The sequence below is a fragment of the Streptomyces sp. NPDC091272 genome (assembly GCF_044757485.1).
Lineage (GTDB): Bacteria > Actinomycetota > Actinomycetes > Streptomycetales > Streptomycetaceae > Streptomyces.
Genome location: NZ_JBIVVC010000002.1, coordinates 32,361 through 49,871, shown reverse-complemented (window position 1 = coordinate 49,871; position 17,511 = coordinate 32,361). Strand labels below are relative to the sequence as shown.

At 71.5% G+C, this 17,511-nt stretch carries 11 protein-coding genes; 4 read left to right on the top strand and 7 right to left on the bottom strand.

Going from position 1 to position 17,511, the window contains the following annotated elements; genetic code table 11:
• Nucleotides 1-118 precede the first annotated feature (118 nt).
• The 3 genes from pyk to pta form a co-directional block, all read right to left on the bottom strand.
• A complete protein-coding gene (gene pyk / locus ACIQM4_RS05040; RefSeq protein WP_401586230.1) occupies nt 119-1,552 on the bottom strand; it encodes a pyruvate kinase in 1,434 nt (477 codons plus the stop codon).
• An 84-nt stretch (nt 1,553-1,636) separates the two neighbouring features.
• The gene (locus ACIQM4_RS05035; RefSeq protein WP_401586228.1) at nt 1,637-2,899 is read right to left on the bottom strand and encodes an acetate kinase; all 1,263 of its coding nucleotides are present in this window, start codon (nt 2,897-2,899) and stop codon (nt 1,637-1,639) included.
• Nucleotides 2,896-5,055 (bottom strand): phosphate acetyltransferase, encoded by a 2,160-nt coding sequence (gene pta / locus ACIQM4_RS05030; RefSeq protein WP_401586225.1) that lies wholly within the window; start codon nt 5,053-5,055, stop codon nt 2,896-2,898. Before pta ends, ACIQM4_RS05035 begins: the two co-directional genes overlap by 4 nt.
• 336 nt (nt 5,056-5,391) lie before the next feature.
• On the opposite strand from pta, the gene ACIQM4_RS05025 reads away from it, so the two are divergent.
• On the top strand, nt 5,392-6,417 hold the full coding sequence (locus ACIQM4_RS05025; RefSeq protein WP_401586222.1) for an ATP-dependent 6-phosphofructokinase: 1,026 nt from the start codon (nt 5,392-5,394) through the stop codon (nt 6,415-6,417).
• Nucleotides 6,418-6,684: 267 nt separating this feature from the next.
• Here the strand turns inward: ACIQM4_RS05025 and ACIQM4_RS05020 are convergent, their stop codons facing one another.
• The gene (locus ACIQM4_RS05020; RefSeq protein WP_401586219.1) at nt 6,685-7,383 is read right to left on the bottom strand and encodes an XRE family transcriptional regulator; all 699 of its coding nucleotides are present in this window, start codon (nt 7,381-7,383) and stop codon (nt 6,685-6,687) included.
• Nucleotides 7,384-7,551: 168 nt separating this feature from the next.
• Complete coding sequence (locus ACIQM4_RS05015) at nt 7,552-8,220, bottom strand: TetR/AcrR family transcriptional regulator (protein WP_401586216.1); 669 nt, start codon at nt 8,218-8,220, stop codon at nt 7,552-7,554.
• Nucleotides 8,221-8,372: 152 nt separating this feature from the next.
• Here ACIQM4_RS05015 and ACIQM4_RS05010 point away from each other — a divergent pair, with 152 nt between their 5' ends.
• From ACIQM4_RS05010 to ACIQM4_RS05000, 3 genes are all read left to right on the top strand, one after another.
• A complete protein-coding gene (locus ACIQM4_RS05010) occupies nt 8,373-9,977 on the top strand; it encodes an MFS transporter (protein WP_401588083.1) in 1,605 nt (534 codons plus the stop codon).
• Between the two features lie 154 nt (nt 9,978-10,131).
• On the top strand, nt 10,132-10,473 hold the full coding sequence (locus ACIQM4_RS05005; protein WP_401586214.1) for an STAS domain-containing protein: 342 nt from the start codon (nt 10,132-10,134) through the stop codon (nt 10,471-10,473).
• 194 nt (nt 10,474-10,667) lie between these two features.
• Nucleotides 10,668-12,971: a HelD family protein gene (locus ACIQM4_RS05000; protein WP_401588080.1), complete on the top strand. Its 2,304-nt coding sequence runs from the start codon at nt 10,668-10,670 to the stop codon at nt 12,969-12,971.
• A 37-nt stretch (nt 12,972-13,008) separates the two neighbouring features.
• Here the strand turns inward: ACIQM4_RS05000 and glgB are convergent, their stop codons facing one another.
• Nucleotides 13,009-15,882: a 1,4-alpha-glucan branching enzyme gene (glgB, locus tag ACIQM4_RS04995; protein WP_401586211.1), complete on the bottom strand. Its 2,874-nt coding sequence runs from the start codon at nt 15,880-15,882 to the stop codon at nt 13,009-13,011.
• 66 nt (nt 15,883-15,948) lie between these two features.
• Nucleotides 15,949-17,400 (bottom strand): maltokinase, encoded by a 1,452-nt coding sequence (locus ACIQM4_RS04990; RefSeq protein WP_401586208.1) that lies wholly within the window; start codon nt 17,398-17,400, stop codon nt 15,949-15,951.
• Between the last annotated feature and the right edge of the window lie 111 nt (nt 17,401-17,511).

The window sequence follows — 17,511 nt, the reverse complement described above, 5'->3', positions numbered from 1 at the left end:
GCGGGCCGAAGGTCCTGAATGCCGAAGAGGGCGGGCCCGGGGTGCAGTACCCCGGACCCGCCCTCGTTCAGCTGCGCCGCGGCCGTCGCCGCACCACGTGCCGGACGGGCGACTGCCGTCAGGCGGTGGCCTCCACGCCGCCCAAGTGGTGCACCCGGACCATGTTCGTGGTGCCCGGGATGCCGGGGGGCGAGCCGGCCGTGATGATCATGGTGTCGCCGTTGTTGTAGCGCTGGAGCTTGAGGAGCTCGGCGTCGACCAGGTCGACCATCGCGTCGGTGTTGTCGACGTGGGGGACCACGAAGGACTCGACGCCCCAGCTCAGCGCGAGCTGGTTGCGGGTGGCCTCGTCCGTGGTGAAGGCCAGGATCGGCTGGGCCGCGCGATAGCGGGACAGCCTGCGGGCGGTGTCGCCGGACTGGGTGAAGGCGACCAGCGCCTTGCCGTCCAGGAAGTCCGCGATCTCGGCCGCCGCGCGGGCCACCGAACCGCCCTGGGTGCGGGGCTTCTTGCCGGGGACCAGCGGCTGCAGTCCCTTGCCGAGGAGCTCCTCCTCGGCGGCCACGACGATCTTCGACATCGTCTTGACCGTCTCGATCGGGTACGCGCCGACCGAGGACTCGGCGGAGAGCATGACCGCGTCCGCGCCGTCCAGGATCGCGTTGGCGACGTCGGAGGCCTCCGCGCGCGTCGGACGGGAGTTGGTGATCATCGACTCCATCATCTGGGTCGCCACGATCACCGGCTTGGCGTTGCGGCGGCACAGCTCGATGAGGCGCTTCTGCACCATCGGGACCTTTTCGAGCGGGTACTCGACGGCCAGGTCGCCACGGGCCACCATCACACCGTCGAACGCCATGACGACGCCCTCCATGTGCTCGACGGCCTGCGGCTTCTCCACCTTGGCGATGACGGGGGCGCGGCGGCCCTCCTCGTCCATCACCTTGTGCACGTCCTTGACGTCGTCGGCGTCCCGGACGAAGGAGAGCGCGACCAGGTCGCAGCCCATGCGCAGCGCGAAGCGGAGGTCCTCGACGTCCTTCTCGGACAGGGCCGGGACGTTGACCGCCGCGCCGGGCAGGTTGATGCCCTTGTGGTCGGAGATGACACCGCCCTCGATGACGATCGTCTTCACGCGGGGACCGTCGACCGACACGACCTTGAGCTCGACGTTGCCGTCGTTGATCAGGATCGGATCGCCCTTCTGGACGTCGCCCGGCAGGCCCTTGTACGTGGTGCCGCAGATGGACTTGTCACCGGGGACGTCCTCGGCGGTGATGGTGAACTCGTCACCGCGCACCAGCTCGACGGGGCCCTCGGCGAACTTCGCCAGGCGGATCTTCGGACCCTGGAGGTCCGCGAGCACTGCCACGGCGCGGCCCGTCTCGGCGGCGGCCTTGCGGACGCGGTCGTAACGGCCCTGGTGCTCCTCGTGGGTGCCATGGCTGAAGTTGAATCGGGCCACGCTCATGCCGGCTTCGATCAGAGCGACCAACTGCTCGTGGGAGTCGACGGCGGGGCCAAGGGTGCAGACGATTTTGGAACGGCGCATAAGGCGGATCCTATCGGTTTGTTTCGCTGCGGAATATTCCGTCTGGTGGAATGTACAAATGGGCGCGGTGCTGCTCAGACGCGCTCAGTTGTCGTTGTTGTCGACGGCTGCGACCAGGTCGTACACCTGGTTCGCGATTTCCAGTTCTTCGTCGGTCGGTACAACGGCCACGGCCACCCGTGCGTACTCCGGCGAAATGATCCGGGGTTCGTCGGAACGTACGGAATTGAGATCCGCGTCGACCGCGAGACCCAGTTCGGCGAGGCCAGCGACCGCCGCCGCGCGCACCGGGGCCGCGTTCTCCCCCACGCCCGCGGTGAAGGCCACCGCGTCCACCCGGCCGAGCACGGCGGAGTAGGCGCCGATGTACTTCTTCAGCCGGTGGATGTAGATCTCGAAGGCGAGTTCGGCCTGCTTGTCGCCCTCGTCGATACGGCGGCGGATTTCCCGCATGTCGTTCTCGCCGCAGAGGCCGACCAGCCCGCTCTTCTTGTTGAGCAGCGTGTCGATTTCGTCCGTCGACATTCCCGCCACCCGTTCCAGATGGAAGATCACCGCGGGGTCGAGATCGCCGGAGCGCGTCCCCATCACCAGGCCTTCCAGCGGGGTCAGCCCCATCGAGGTGTCGACGCACCGGCCGCCCTGCACCGCGGAGGCGGAGGCCCCGTTGCCGAGGTGCAGCACGATGACGTTGACCTCGGAAGGAGCCCTGCCCAGCAGCTCCGCCGTCTTGCGGGAGACGTATGCGTGCGAGGTGCCGTGGAAGCCGTAGCGGCGGATGCGGTGCGCGTCGGCGGTCTCGACGTCGATCGCGTAGCGGGCCGCGTACTCCGGCATCGTCGTGTGGAACGCGGTGTCGAAGACGGCGACCTGCGGGAGGTCGGGGCGCAGTGCCCGGGCCGTCTTGATGCCGGTGATGTTCGCCGGGTTGTGCAGCGGGGCGACCGGCACCAGCCGCTCGATCTCCTCCAGCACCTCGTCCGTGACGACGGTCGGCGCGGAGAACTTCAGCCCGCCGTGCACCACCCGGTGACCGATCGCGGCCAGTTCGGGGGAGTCGAGGCCCAGACCGTCCGACGCCAGCTCCAGCGCGACCGCCTGAAGGGCCTCGTCGTGGTCGGCGAACCGGGTCTCGCGCACGCGCTTGTCACCACCGCCGGACAGCGGCGTGTGCACCAGCGCGGACGTGTCCTCGCCGATCTTCTCGACCAGCCCCATGGCCAGCCTGGAGTGGTCGCGCATGTCGATGAGCTGGTACTTCAGCGACGAGGAGCCGGAGTTGAGGACGAGGACACGGGTCGGGTTGCTGGTCACGGCACTGCCTTCTGGTACGGGTACGGAGGTCATGCGGCCCCGCCGCTCTGCGGGGCCCGTGTGCTCTGCGGGGCGGCGGGCTGTTCGCCGGGCGCGGTCTGCTCGTCGCGCCGCTCCCGGGGCTCGCCCTGAGCCTGGATCGCGGTGATCGCGACCGTGTTGACGATGTCCTGGACGAGCGCGCCGCGCGAGAGGTCGTTGACCGGCTTGCGCAGGCCCTGCAGGACCGGGCCGACGGCCACGGCGCCGGCCGAACGCTGGACCGCCTTGTAGGTGTTGTTGCCGGTGTTCAGGTCCGGGAAGATCAGCACGCTCGCCTGGCCGGCCACCTCGGACCCCGGGAGCTTGGTCGCGGCCACCGAGGGCTCGACGGCCGCATCGTACTGGATCGGCCCCTCGACGAGCAGGTCGGGGCGCGAGGAGCGGACGAGCTCGGTCGCCTCGCGCACCTTGTCGACGTCGGCGCCCGCGCCCGAGGTGCCCGTGGAGTACGACAGCATCGCCATCCGCGGTGCCACGCCGAACTGGGCGGCGGTGGCGGCCGACTGGACCGCGATGTCCGCGAGCTGGACGGCGTTCGGGTCCGGGTTGACCGCGCAGTCGCCGTACACCAGGACCTTGTCCGCGAGGCACATGAAGAACACCGAAGAGACGATCTTGGCGTCCGGCTTGGTCTTGATGATCTCGAAGGCCGGGCGGATGGTGGCCGCCGTGGAGTGCACCGAGCCGGAGACCATGCCGTCGGCGAGACCCTCCTGGACCATCAGCGTGCCGAAGTAGTTCACGTCGGCGACGACGTCGTACGCCAGCTCCACGGTGACGCCCTTGTGGGCGCGCAGCTGGGAGTACCGCTCGGCGAAGGTCTGCCGCAGCTCGGAGGTCTGCGGGTCGATGAGCTGGGTGCCCTTGAGGTCGATGCCCAGGTCGGCGGCCTTCTTGCGGATGACGTCGACGTCGCCGAGGAGGGTGAGGTCGCAGACGTCGCGGCGCAGGAGCACGTCGGCGGCGCGCAGCACACGCTCCTCGGTGCCCTCGGGGAGGACGACGCGGCGCCGGTCGGAGCGGGCCTGTTCGAGCAGCTCGTGCTCGAACATCATCGGCGTCACCCGGCCGCTGCGGGCCACCGACATCCGGGTCAGCAGATCGGCGGTGTCGACATGTCGCTCGAACAGGCCCAGTGCGGTCTCCGCCTTGCGGGGCGTGGCGGCGTTGAGCTTGCCCTCCATGGCGAAGAGTTCCCCGGCGGTGGGGAAGGAGCCGCCCGCCACCGAGACCACCGGTGTGCCGGGCGCGAGGCGCGAGGCCAGGGTCAGGATCTCCTGGCCGGGCCGCTCGTCCAGCGTCAGCAGTACGCCGGCGATGGGCGGTGTGCCGGCGCTGTGTGCGGCCAGCGAGCCGACCACCAGGTCGGAGCGGTCGCCGGGGGTCACGACCAGGCAGCCGGGGGTCAGGGCGTTGAGGAAGTTCGGCAGCATGGCGCCGCCGAAGACGAAGTCCAGCGCGTCGCGCGCGAGACCCGCGTCGTCCCCCAGCAGGACCGTTCCGCCCAGCGCCTGGGTGATCTGCGCGACCGTCGGTGCGGCGAGCGCGGGCTCGTCCGGGAGTACGTACGCGGGGACCGGCAGCCGGCTTTCGAGGCGTTCGGAGATCTCGGCGCGGTCGGCGGGCGCGACCCGGTTCACCACCAGGGCGAGGACGTGACAGCCCAGGCTCTCGTACGCGCGGTGGGCGTTGCGGGCCTCGGCGCGCACCGACTCGGCGGTCTGCTTCCGGCCGCCGACGACCGGTATCACGGACGCACCGAACTCGTTCGCCAGCCGGGCGTTCAGCGAGAGTTCGTCCGGGAGCTGGGTGTCCGCGAAGTCGGTGCCGAGGACCAGGACCACCTCGTAATCCCTGGCCACCTGGTGGAAGCGGTCCACCAGGCGGGAGACCAGCTCGTCGGTGCCCTTCTCGGCCTGCAGTGCGGACGCCTCGCGGTAGTCCATGCCGTACACCGTCGCCGGGTCCTGGGACAGCCGGTAGCGGGTGCGGAGCAGGTCGAAGAGGCGGTCGGGGCCGTCGTGCACCAGGGGGCGGAACACGCCCACCCGGTCCACCTGGCGGGTCAGGAGCTCCATGACTCCCAGCTCGACGACCTGGCGGCCGTCCCCCCGGTCGATGCCGGTCACGTACACGCTGCGCGTCACGCGTGCTCTCCGTCTCGTCGTCGGTAAGTCTCGGGTCGGTCACCGGGCCACCCGGTCACCCGGTTACCCGGTCGCCAGGTCAAGTCAACAGGCCGGTGGGGCCGCTCGGCGGCCGGCCAGCGGCTTTGCCGAGTTTGTGCGGTTAGGGTGGTCTTGCACCCTTGACAATACCTTTGAGGCTGGATAGAGCGCCCGCCGGAAGAAGTCCCTTGGCCAAGGGCCAAAGACCCTCTGTCCCCGTTGGTCCGGAGTATCCGAAAGCGCGCGTCGCATTCCGGGCGTGGAACAATTGGCACCTGGCTCACAAGTACCACCAAGAGCAGGAGACACAGCACGATGCGTATCGGAGTTCTCACCGCAGGCGGCGACTGTCCTGGGTTGAACGCAGTGATCCGGTCGGTCGTGCACCGCGCCGTCGCCGGACACGACGACGAGGTGATCGGTTTCGAGGACGGCTTCAAGGGCCTCCTCGACGGACACTTCCGTCCGCTCGACCTCAACGCGGTCAGCGGCATCCTGCCGCGCGGCGGCACCATCCTCGGCTCGGCCCGGCTTGAGCGCGACCGGCTGCGCGAGGCGGCCGAGAACTGCGCCGAGCTGACCGCCAAGTACGGCATCGACGCCCTCATCCCGATCGGCGGCGAGGGCACCCTGACCGCCGCCCGGATGCTCTCGGACGCCGGGATGCCGGTCGTCGGCGTCCCCAAGACCATCGACAACGACATCAACGGCACCGACCGCACCTTCGGCTTCGACACGGCCGTCGGCGTCGCGACCGAGGCCATAGACCGGCTGAAGACCACCGCCGAGTCCCACCAGCGCGTCATGGTCGTCGAGGTCATGGGCCGGCACGCGGGATGGATCGCGCTGGAGTCCGGCATGGCGGGCGGCGCCCACGGCATCTGCCTGCCCGAGCGGCCCTTCGAGGTGGACTCGCTGGTCAAGATGGTCGAGGAGCGGTTCGCGCGCGGCAAGAAGTTCGCCGTCATCTGCGTCGCGGAAGGCGCGCGCCCGGCCGAGGGCACCATGCCGTACGAGAAGGGCATCATCGACCAGTTCGGTCACGAGCGCTTCACCGGCATCGGCACCCGCCTCGCCGTCGAGCTGGAGGGCAGGCTCGGCAAGGAGGCACGGCCGGTCATCCTCGGTCACGTCCAGCGCGGCGGCACCCCCACCGCGTACGACCGGGTCCTGGCGACCCGCTTCGGCTGGCACGCGGTGGAGGCGGCGCACGCCGGGCAGTTCGGCAAGATGACCGCGCTGCGCGGCACCACCATTCAGATGGTGCCGCTGGCCGAGGGCGTCACCGAGCTGAAGACGGTTCCGGACAACCGGATGCGCGAGGCCGAGTCGGTCTTCTAGGACCTCTCGGGGCCGTCGGCGGACCGGCCCGCGTCGCCCCCGCCCGCGCGCCCGAGGTCCCTGGCCGCCCGCGCGCGTGACCGACGGTCCCCGACCGCCCGCTCGCACGCCGAAGGCCCCGGCCACCCCCTCGGGGGCGACCGGGGCCGCGTCGTACGGCGCGCAAGGTCGGCTGCGCAAGGTCGGCTGCGCAAGGTCAGCCGCGCAAGGTCAGCCGCGCAAGGTCAGCCGCGCAAGGTCAGCCGGCGCAAGGTCAGCCGCGCAAGGTCAGCGGGCCCCCTTCGCGCGCTCCCAGAAGTGCCCCACGACCTCCGTCAGGAACTCCCGCCCCGCGGCCCCGTCGCCCGCGTCCCCGACGCCGCCGCCCCAGCCCAGCGTCGCCACCATCCGCGACTGGTAGTCGGCGTGCAGCCGCAGGAGTACGTCCTCCAGCGCGGCGCGCTCCAGCGGAACCACCTTGGCGAGCGGTCTGACGTACGCCTGCCAGCGGGTCGTCACCGCGCTCCGCAGCAGCTCTGCCAGGTCCTCGTCACGGCCCGCGGCGGTCACGAACTGCTGTGCGGACAGGCCGAGTTCGGCGGCCAGTGCGGCCGACTGCCGTTCGGTGCCGCGCCACCTGCCCGTCTCCTCCATCCGTACGTACGCGTCCAGGCCGAGCCCGACCCGCCGGGCCAGGTCGGCGGTGGAGAACCCGCGCGCGGTGCGGTGCTCGCGCAGCGTGCGGGCGGCGTGCAGGAGTTCGGCGGGTGAGCACCACAGCACCCCGGCCAGGGCGGTGACCTCGTGGGCGGTCGGGGTACGCAGCCCCCGCTCCCAGGCGACCACCAACTCGGGTCCGACGGGCAGCCCGTACTGCGCCTGGAGCCCGTACGCGACATGGCCGGGTTCCATCCCGAGCGCCTCGCGCAGCCGGCGGGCGGCGGGCGCGTCGAAGGGCGGGGCGTCGGACGGCGGGGTGAGGTGCACGGGCACACCGTAGGGACAGGAGGGGGCCGGTGGCTACGGTGCGTTCCGACGAGAACACAGCTCGTAGGAAGATCCAGGGGTTACCGGGGTGTATCCGCAGCCGGACCGGGGGTCGTGGCTGGACCGGGGGCCGCGCCCGGTGTCAGTCAGTCAAGAGCCCGCCTGGCGTCAGTCAGCAGTGTGCCCTCGCTCCTGATCACTCAGCCACCCCTGAACCCCCACCCGCCCCAGCAGCTCCTCCACCCGCGCCGCCCCCACGCCCGCCGAGAGCAGGGCCGTCGTCGCGGCCGCCCGGCCCGCTTCGGCCGTGGGCAGGGCTCCCTCGTTCACGGCCTCCATCAGGCCGAAAAGCGTCTGTTCGTGGACGTACGCGAGGGCCGCCGCCGGCACCGGGGACCGGAACACCCCCGCCTCCTGCCCCTGCCGCAGCAGCGCCACGCAGTCCTCCCGCACCGGGGTCAGCCGTTGCTTGATGCCCTCCATCGTGACGCTCCGCTGGGCCAGCGCGACCAGCAGCCGGTAGCGGTCCGCGATGTGCCAGACCGCGAGCATCGCGCGCGCCAGCGCCTCCGCCGGGTCGGCCACCCCGGCGCGCCCCGCCGCGTGGGCCTCGATGACCGCCTCCGCGGCGCCGTCGACCAGCGCGGCCACCAGGGCCTCCCGGTTCGGGAAGTGCCCGTACACCGTGCGCCGCACCACCCCCGCCGCCCGCGCGATCTGGTCCATGCTCGCGTCCGGGTCGCGCAGCAGCTCGGCCAGCGCGACCTCCAGGATGCGGCGGCGGTTCGCGTCCGCCCTGCCTGAGCTACCGGTTCCGGTCGAGCCACCCGTGGTCATGCCCCCATTTTGCACATGGCTGTGCATTCCCGTAACTTGCACACGGCTGTGTAATTGCACATCGGTGTGCAAGCGCGCGCCCGCAGGAATCGCCAGAAGATGTCAAAGAGGTGGAAACCGTGCCCCTGGTCGCGAACCAACCGGTCGAAAAGATGGTCGGGCCCTATCTGAGGCGCTGGTGGGCGCTCCTGGTCCTGTGCCTCAGCCTGCTGATCATCGTGATGGCGAACACCGCTCTCACCGTCGCCGCCCCTGACATGACCAAGGACCTCGGGCTGAACAGCGCCGACCTCCAGTGGGTCGTCGACGGCTACACCGTGCCGTACGCCGCGCTGATGCTGCTGCTGGGCGCCGTCGGTGACAAGTACAGCCGCCGAGGCGCACTCGTCCTCGGGCTGCTGGTGTTCGGCGCCGGGTCGGTGGCCGGTTCGCTCGTCGACAGCGCCGACGGCGTCATCGCCGCCCGCGCCGTGATGGGCGTGGGCGCCGCGATGATCATGCCCGCCACGCTCTCCCTCCTCGCCGCGACCTTCCCCCGCGCCGAACGCGCCAAGGCGATCGTGATCTGGACCGCCACCGCGGGGCTCGCCATCGCCGCCGGCCCCCTGGTCGCGGGCGCGCTGCTGGAGGACCACGGCTGGGCCTCGACGTTCCTGATCAACGTGCCGGTCGCCGCCCTCGCCATCATCGGCGCCTACACGCTCGTACCGCCCTCCAAGGCCTCCTCGCACGGCCGCATCGACTACGTCGGCGGACTCCTCTCCGTCGTCTGGGTCGCGGCCCTGATCTTCGCGATCATCGAGGGCCCGCACTTCGGCTGGGACGCGAAGGCGATCGGCGCAGCCGTCGTCGCAGGTGTGGGACTGCTGCTCTTCGTACTGTGGGAACTGCGGCACCCGCGCCCGGTCCTCGACGTCCGCCGCTTCCTCGACCGGGGCTTCGCGGGCTCGAACCTCGCCGTCGCGCTCTTCTTCCTGGCCGTGTTCGGCGCGTTCTACTTCCTCACCCAGCACCTCCAGTTCGTGCTCGGCCTCAACGCCCTGGAGACGGGTGTACGGATGCTGCCGCTGGCCGGCGCCGTGTTCGTCGGCTCCGCGCTGACCGGCTTCCTCACCCCGCGACTCGGCATGAAGACCACCGTCACGGCCGGCATGGTCGGCGGTACGGTCGCGCTCGCCCTGCTCACCCGGATCGACGCCGCGTCCTCGTACGGCGACTTCGTACCGCCCCTGGTCATCCTCGGACTTGCCATCGGCCTGGCGCTCTCGCCCTGCACCGACGCGATCATGGGCGCCTTCCCCGAGTCCGAACTCGGCGTCGGCGGCGCGGTCAACGACACCTCCCTGGAACTGGGCGGCTCGCTCGGCATCGCGGTGCTCGGTTCGGTACTGGCCGGTGCGTACTCCTCGCACCTGGCGGACGGCGTGCAGGGCACGAAGCTGCCCGCTTCCGCACTCGACACCGCGCAGGACTCCGTCGGCGCCGGGTACGCGGTCGCGCAGGGCATCGGTGAGAAGGCGCACGCGCTGGCGGGACAGGCGGCGAAGGCCACCTCGCCCGAGCAGGCCGCCCAGCTGAAGGGTCAGGCGGAGCAACTCGCCCAGGGAGCCAAGGAGATGGCGGACGCCGTCGGCTCCGCCTTCTCGGACGCCGTCGCGCACACCAGCCTGGTCGGCGCGGTGGTGCTCGGTGCGGGCACGGTGCTGGTGGCGGTCCTGCTGCCTGGAGCGGGGAAGGATCGGATCTCGCGCCGCTGAGTCAAGGAAAGTCAGGTCAGAGTCACTCGTACGGGCTACATCCGTATGAGGAACCGATTCTGCGCGCCCGGTCGATGCTTACGTTCATGGAGACCATCCCAGACCCCGGTGAGTCGACCGATCGTAGACAGTGCGAGCCCCTGGGATGGCGAACATGCCGGAATCAACCGTCGAGCAGATCGTCGGTGAACGACAGGCGGGGAGCACGCTCGTCCTCGGCCTGTCCGGTGAACTCGATCTCCATGCGGCGATCCGGTGCGGCCCCCCGATCGACCGGGCCCTCACCTCGCGGCCGCGGCACACCGTCGTCGACCTCCGCGAGGTGACCTTCCTCGACTGCAGCGGCCTGGCGCTACTGCTCCGGGTGCGCAAGCAGGTCGCCCGCTGGGGCGGCGCATTCGCGGTCCACTGCCCAGACCGCACGGCGCTCAGGGTCCTTCGGTACGTGACCCTGACGGCGCCGCTGACCTTCGTCGAATCGCTTCCGGCGGACTGAGGCACCCGGGCCGACCGAGGCGCGCACACAGAGAAATACCCCGGCGCAATTGACAGCCGGGGTATTTCTCTGCGTATATTGGACGTTTCCATGACTGAAATTGGAAATTGTCATGGGGATCCTTATGACGTCACCGTATCCCAGTGGGGGAAGACTTGTCAACCGAGGAATTGTCAACCCAGGAATCCCAGGAATTGCGCGGCGAGCAGCAATTCGTGGACGGTCTGTACGAACGGCTCGACGCGCTGCGGGAGCAGGCCGAGGCCGCCGTACAGGGCTCCTTCGCCCAGACCGGGAACGGCCGGCAGACCCGCGTGGAGCGCGAGATCACCGCCCAGGAACGCTCCGGACAGCTCTCCGCGCTGAACGCGGTGGAGTCCGGCCTGTGTTTCGGCCGCCTGGACTTCCACGACGGCGAGCAGAACGAGGCGGGGGACGGCGCCGCCACCCACCACATCGGCCGGGCCGGAATCCGCCGCGACGACGCGGAACGGACCCCGTTGCTGATCGACTGGCGCGCCCCCGTCGCCCGGCCCTTCTACCTCGCCACCGGGCACACCCCGATGGGACTGCGCCGCCGCCGGCACCTCACCACCCGGGGCCGCACCGTCACCGCGCTGCACGACGAGATCCTCGACCTGCGCGACACCGAGCGCACCGGCCACGAGGACCCCAGCGGCGACGCCGTGCTGCTCGCGGCCCTGAACGGTGCGCGCACCGGCCGCATGGCCGACATCGTGCAGACCATCCAGGCCGAGCAGGACCGCATCATCCGCGCCCCCCACCGTGGCGTGCTCGTCGTCGAGGGCGGCCCCGGCACCGGCAAGACCGCCGTCGCCCTGCACCGCGCCGCCTACCTCCTCTACGCCTACCGGGAGCAGCTGGCCCGCCGCGCCGTCCTGGTGGTCGGCCCCAACCCGGCCTTCCTCGGCTACATCGGCGACGTCCTGCCCTCGCTCGGTGAGACCGGCGTCCTGCTCGCCACCACCGGCGAGCTCTTCCCCGGTGTCACCGCCACCGCGACCGACACCCCCGGGGCCGCCGCGGTCAAGGGCCGTGCCGCCATGGCCGACGTACTCGCCCAGGTGGTACGGGACCGGCAGACGGCCCCCGACACCGTCCTGGAGATCGCGCACGAGCAGTACACACTGCGGCTGGAGCGCGCCATGGCCGAGGACGCCCGCCACCTGGCCCGCGCCACCCGGCTGCCGCACAACCTGGCCCGTGCCCACTTCGGCAGGCACGTCCTGGACGCCCTCACCGCACAGCACGCCGACCGCATCGGGCGGGAGCCTTACGAGGCCATCGCCGAGGAGCTGGGCGAGGACCTGGGCCCCGACGAGAACATCCTCACCCCCTCCGACGTCGAACAGCTCGGCAAGGAGATCGCCGCCAACCCGGACGTCGTCGCCGCGATCGACGGCCTGTGGCCCGAGCTCACCCCGCAGCAGCTGATCACCGAGTTCCTGGAGTCCCCGACCCATCTCCCGGACAGCGACGCCGAGTTGATCCGGCGGTCCGGGGCCGGGGCCTGGACGTCCGCCGACGTACCCCTGCTCGACGAGGCCGCCGAGCTGCTCGGCTCGGACGACCACGCGGCGCGCGCCGCCGCGGCCCGCGAGTACCAGGAACGCGTCGCCTACGCGCAGGGCGTCCTGGACGTGTCGTACGGCTCTCGCACCTACGAGTTCGAGGACGTCGAGGACGAGGACTCCGAGCTGCTCTCCGCACACGACGTCATCGACGCCGAGCGGTTCGCCGAACGGCACGACGAGGGCGACCACCGCAGCGCCGCGGCGCGCGCCGCCGCGGACCGCACCTGGGCGTTCGGACACGTCATCGTGGACGAGGCGCAGGAGCTGTCCGCGATGGCGTGGCGGCTGCTGATGCGCCGCTGCCCCACCCGCTCGATGACCCTGGTCGGCGACCCGGCACAGACCGGTGACGCGGCGGGCTGCGGCTCGTGGCAGGAAATCCTCGAACCGTACGTGGGGAGCCGTTTCGAGCACACCAGGCTCGGCGTGAACTACCGGACCCCGGCGGAGGTGATGGACCTCGCCGCACGCGTGATGCGCACCGCCGACCCGTCGTTCGAACCGCCGGCCTCGGTGCGCTCCACCGGTGTCCAGCCGTGGAGCAGGGCCACCACCGCGCACGCCCTGCCCCGTACGGTCGCGGAGGCCGTCACCGAGGCGCTCGCCGGCGCCCGGTCCGGGGGCCGGATCGCCGTCGTCGCCCCGGAGGGCCTGCTGCCCGCCCTGGCGGCGGAACTGCCCGACGCCTCGTACGGCGCCGAGCCCGACCTCACCGCCCGGGTCGTCCTGCTCGCCCCGCACCAGGCCAAGGGCCTGGAGTTCGACACGGTGGTCGTCACCGAGCCGGACCTGATCAGGTCCGGCTCGGCACGCGGCCTCAGCGACCTGTACGTCGCGCTGACCCGGGCGACCCAGCAGCTGGGCCTGGTCCACACCGGTGAACGGCCCTTCGCCCAGGCGTGATCACCTACGGCTGGTCACGCACCACCGCCCGCGCCGGTCACGCCGGCCGGAACCACACCGTCGCGAGCGGCGGCAGCGTGATCCGGATGCTGGCCGGGCGGCCGTGGTGCGGGACGGACTCCGGCTTCAGCGGCTCCGGGTTGTGCACGCCGCTGCCGCCGTAGTCGGCCGCGTCCGTGTTCAGGACCTCGGCCCACGCGGGCACGTCGTCGGGGACGCCGATGCGGTAGTCGTGCCGTACGACGGGCGAGAAGTGGGAGATCGCGAGCAGCGGGTTCCCCGCGGCGTCGTAGCGCAGGAACGCGAACACGTTGTCCTCGGCCGCGTTGCCGTCCACCCAGGCGAAGCCCTCGGGGACCGTGTCGCGCTCCCAGAGTGCCGGCGCCTGCCGGTAACCGGCGTTGAGGTCACGCACCAGGTCGCGCACGCCCCGGTGCTCCGCCTCCGCGCCGTACGACGGATCGAGCAGCCACCAGTCCGGGCCGTGCGCCTCCGACCACTCGGCGCCCTGCGCGAACTCCTGTCCCATGAAGAGGAGTTGCTTGCCCGGGTGGGCCCACATGAAGCCCAGGTAGGCACGGTGGGTGGCGCGCTGCTGCCACCAGTCGCCCGGCATCTTGCTCACCAGGGAGCGCTTGCCGTGCACGACCTCGTCGTGCGAGATCGGCAGGACGTAGTTCTCGCTGTACGCGTAGACCATCGAGAAGGTCATCTCGTGGTGGTGGTACTTGCGGTGCACCGGCTCCTTCGACACGTAGTCGAGGGAGTCGTGCATCCACCCCATGTTCCACTTCAGGCCGAAGCCGAGACCGCCGAAACCGCCCGGCCCGTCGTGGTGGGTGGCACGGGTGACGCCGTCCCAGGCGGTGGACTCCTCGGCGATGGTGACGACGCCGGGGTTGCGCCGGTAGACGGTGGCGTTCATCTCCTGGAGGAAGGCCACGGCGTCGAGGTTCTCCCGGCCGCCGTGCGCGTTGGGGGCCCACTGGCCCTCCTCGCGCGAGTAGTCGAGGTAGAGCATCGAGGCGACCGCGTCCACGCGCAGTCCGTCGATGTGGAACTCCTCACACCAGTAACTCGCGTTCGCCACCAGGAAGTTGCGCACCTCGGCGCGGCCGAAGTCGAATTCGAGGGTGCCCCAGTCGGGGTGCGCCGACTTCATCGGGTCCTCGTGCTCGTACAGCGGCCGGCCGTCGAACTCGGCGAGCGCCCAGTCGTCGCGCGGGAAGTGTGCGGGCACCCAGTCGACGATCACGCCGATCCCTGCCCTGTGCAGGGAGTCGACCAGGAAGCGGAAGTCGTCGGGACCGCCCATCCGGGAGGTCGGCGCGTAGAACCCGGTCACCTGGTAGCCCCAGGAGCCGCCGAAGGGGTGCTCGGCGACCGGCATCAGCTCGACGTGCGTGAACCCGAGGTCGGACACGTACGTGGGCAGCTGCTCGGCGAGCTGGCGGTACGTCAGGCCCGGCCGCCAGGAAGCCAGATGGATTTCGTATACGGAAAGCGGCGCCTCGTGCACGGGCCTTTCCGCGCGGCTCGCCATCCAGTCCGCGTCCTGCCACTCGTGATGTGCGGCCGTGACGATCGACGCGTTCGCGGGCGGCACCTCCGCGTGCCGGGCCATCGGGTCGGCACGCATCGTGTGGGAGCCGTCGGGGCGGGTGATCTGGAACTTGTAGAGCGCGCCCTCGCCGACCCCGGGGAGGAAGAGCTCCCAGACCCCGGTGCCGCCCAGCGAGCGCATCGGGCACCCGGCGCCGTCCCAGTAGTTGAAGTCCCCGACCACCCGGACCCCGCGCGCGTTCGGCGCCCACACGGTGAACCGGGTGCCGGTGACGCCCTGGTGGGTCATCGGCTCGGCGCCGAGCGCCTTCCACAGCTCCTCGTGGCGGCCCTCGCCGATGAGGTGCAGGTCGAGTTCGCCGACCGCGGGCAGGAAGCTGTACGGGTCGTCGACCGTGATCTCGTTGTCCTCGTACGTCACCCGCAACCGGTACGACGGGACGTCCGTGAGCGGCAGCACGCCGCCGAACAGCCCGTCGCCCTCGTCGAAGAGCGGGGTGTGCACCCCGTCGGCGACGACGGCGACCGCCTTCGCGTGCGGCCGGAGCACCCGGAACAGCACGCCGCGCCCCGGCGCGGGGGCGGGGTGTGCGCCGAGCACGCCGTGCGGTGCGTGGTGGGTCCCCGCGAGCAGTCGCGACCGCTCCTCACCGCCGAGCGGGAGCGCGGGCTGCACGCCGTCACCGGACAGGGCCGTGGGGGAGGGGGAGACGGCGGCCTCCGGCTCCACCGACTCGGCCTGCCCGGGAACGGTCCGCACCGGCCCGGCCTGCGCGGAGAGGGTCACCGGTTCGCTCTCCACGGGCAGGGTCCGCAGTGAACCGGCCGCCACGGGCGCGCCCGCGACGGGCACAGCCTCCGCGGTCGCGGTAAGCGCGGGCACGGCCGTCGCGGAACCGGCCTCGGCCGACCCGGGATCCACGGACGTGGCCTGCACGGACGTGGCCTTCACCGGCCGCGTCCTCGCCGGCTTCGTCTTGGCGGCCTTGACGGCCTTGACGGCCTTGGCCGCTGCGGGCTTCGCCTCGGCAGGCTTGGCAGCGGCCGACCGGGCCGCGGCCGGCTTGGCCCCGGCAGGCTTCGACGTGGCCGACTTGGCCTTCACGGTCCTGGCCGTGGCGGGCTTCGCCGTGGCCGGTTCGGCGGCCGTGGCCGGCTTGGACCTGGCGCGCTTGGCCTTCGCCGCCGCCGGCTTGACCTCCGCGGGCTGCACTTCCGCGGGCTTCGCCTCCTCGGTCTTCTCCGCCCTCGGCTTCGGGGCCTTGGGTGCCGTGGCGCCGGGCGCGCGGCGGCGGGGCGGGGGTGGAGCGTCTTCGCCGGGGGGAGGGGTGGTGGGACGGGGGGTCACGGGTGCGTCCTCCTCAGGAACAGCATTGGAGTTCGAGCGGGGGGGAGATGGGGCAGGGTGGGGCGGTCAGGGTCGGTCGGAAGGGGGCAGGGGGGTGGCGAGCCGCTGGACGGCGGCCATCGGCACGGGCAGCCAGTCCGGCCGGTGCCGGGCCTCGTACAGCACCTCGTAGACCGCCTTGTCGGTCTCGTACGCCCGCAGCAGTACCGGCTGGTGGCGTGGGTCGGTGCCGGACGCGGCCGCGTACCCCTCGCAGAAGGCGGCGCGGCAACGCTCGGCCCATTCGGGGTTCCACGGCTGGTGCATCCGTGCCGCGTAGTCGAAGGAGCGGAGCATTCCCGCGATGTCGCGTACGACGGGCTGGGGGCGGCGGCGTTCGGTGAGCGGTTTCGCGGGCTCACCCTCGAAGTCGATCACCGACCATTCGCCGTCGGGGCCGCGCAGCGCCTGGCCCAGGTGGAGGTCGCCGTGGACGCGCTGCGAGGTGACGACCGGACCGGCGCCGCCGAGTTCCCGTACCGCGTCGAAGGCGGCCCGCAGACCCGGCGCGTACGGCAGCAGCGTGGGTACCGCCTGCACCGTCGCCTCCAGCCGCTCGGCCATCTGCGCGGCCAGGGCCTCGGCCTGCGGGCGGCCGAGGGTGAGCGTCGGCAGGGCGGCGGCGAGCGTGGTGTGCACCTCGGCGGTGGCCCGGCCCAGCGCGTACGCCTCCGCGGTGAAGTCCGCGTCGGTGGCGAGCGCCTTCAGGGCCAGCTGCCAGCCGTCGTCGGCACCGTCCAGGAACGGCTGGAGCAGTCCGAGGGTGAACGGCTCGGTGGGGTCCTCCGGGTTCGCCCCTTCGAACCAGGCGACCGGCGCCGGTACTCGCGCACACCCCTCGCGGCCGAGCGCGAGCGGTAGTTCCAGATCGGGGTTCACCCCCGGATGGACCCGTCGGAAGATCTTCAGGATGTACGAATTTCCGTACACCAGTGAGGAGTTGGACTGTTCGGAGTCCAGTGGCCTGGCGACGAGGCCGGCCGTGAAGTGCGCGTCGGTGTCCTTGTCGAAGCGCAGCGAGCCGAGCGTTCCCGGCACCCGGAGCCGTTCGAGCAGCAGAGCCGCGACCTTCGGGTCGGCGAGCCCCTCGTACACGGTGTATCCGGCCAGCGGGCCCTCCTGCACCCGGCCGATCAGCGCGGTGGCGAGCACCGGCGGCAGCGACCTGCACACCCCGAGGAGCAGCTGGTAGCAGTCGGCGGGCGGTGGCACCCCGGGGATCTGTGCGGGGGCCGCCGGCTGCACGGCGCGCACGAGCAGATGGAGCAGCCCCGGTGAACCGGTGAGCGGCAGCAGCTCCGTCGCCGACACCAGGGTGAAGTCGTCCACCGGCCTCCCCTTCCCCGCGAACCACCGCTGCCGGGGCAGCCATTCGTGGAGCAGCGGGGCGAGCGAGGCGAGCAGGGCCGACGAGGCGTGCGGGACGGGCGGGGACGTCGGTGGAGAAATGAGCGGCGAGGCGGAAGCAGCCTCCGACATGGCATCGCGTCCTTTCCCCGGGCACACGTAATGCACAGAGTGTCCCGGATTACGGCAAAGCTGTCCGGCTGTACGGGACGTGTCGGGTACGCGTATGAGGGGCGGGTGCCC

Coding starts and splice junctions, on each gene's coding strand:
- ACIQM4_RS05010 (WP_401588083.1), top strand. CDS start 8,373: ATGGTCGGGCCCTATCTGAGGCGCTGGTGGGCGCTCCTGGTCCTGTGC.
- ACIQM4_RS05015 (WP_401586216.1), bottom strand. CDS start 8,220: ATGACCACGGGTGGCTCGACCGGAACCGGTAGCTCAGGCAGGGCGGAC.
- ACIQM4_RS05005 (WP_401586214.1), top strand. CDS start 10,132: ATGCCGGAATCAACCGTCGAGCAGATCGTCGGTGAACGACAGGCGGGG.
- ACIQM4_RS04990 (WP_401586208.1), bottom strand. CDS start 17,400: ATGTCGGAGGCTGCTTCCGCCTCGCCGCTCATTTCTCCACCGACGTCC.
- pyk (WP_401586230.1), bottom strand. CDS start 1,552: ATGCGCCGTTCCAAAATCGTCTGCACCCTTGGCCCCGCCGTCGACTCC.
- ACIQM4_RS05035 (WP_401586228.1), bottom strand. CDS start 2,899: ATGACCTCCGTACCCGTACCAGAAGGCAGTGCCGTGACCAGCAACCCG.
- ACIQM4_RS05025 (WP_401586222.1), top strand. CDS start 5,392: ATGCGTATCGGAGTTCTCACCGCAGGCGGCGACTGTCCTGGGTTGAAC.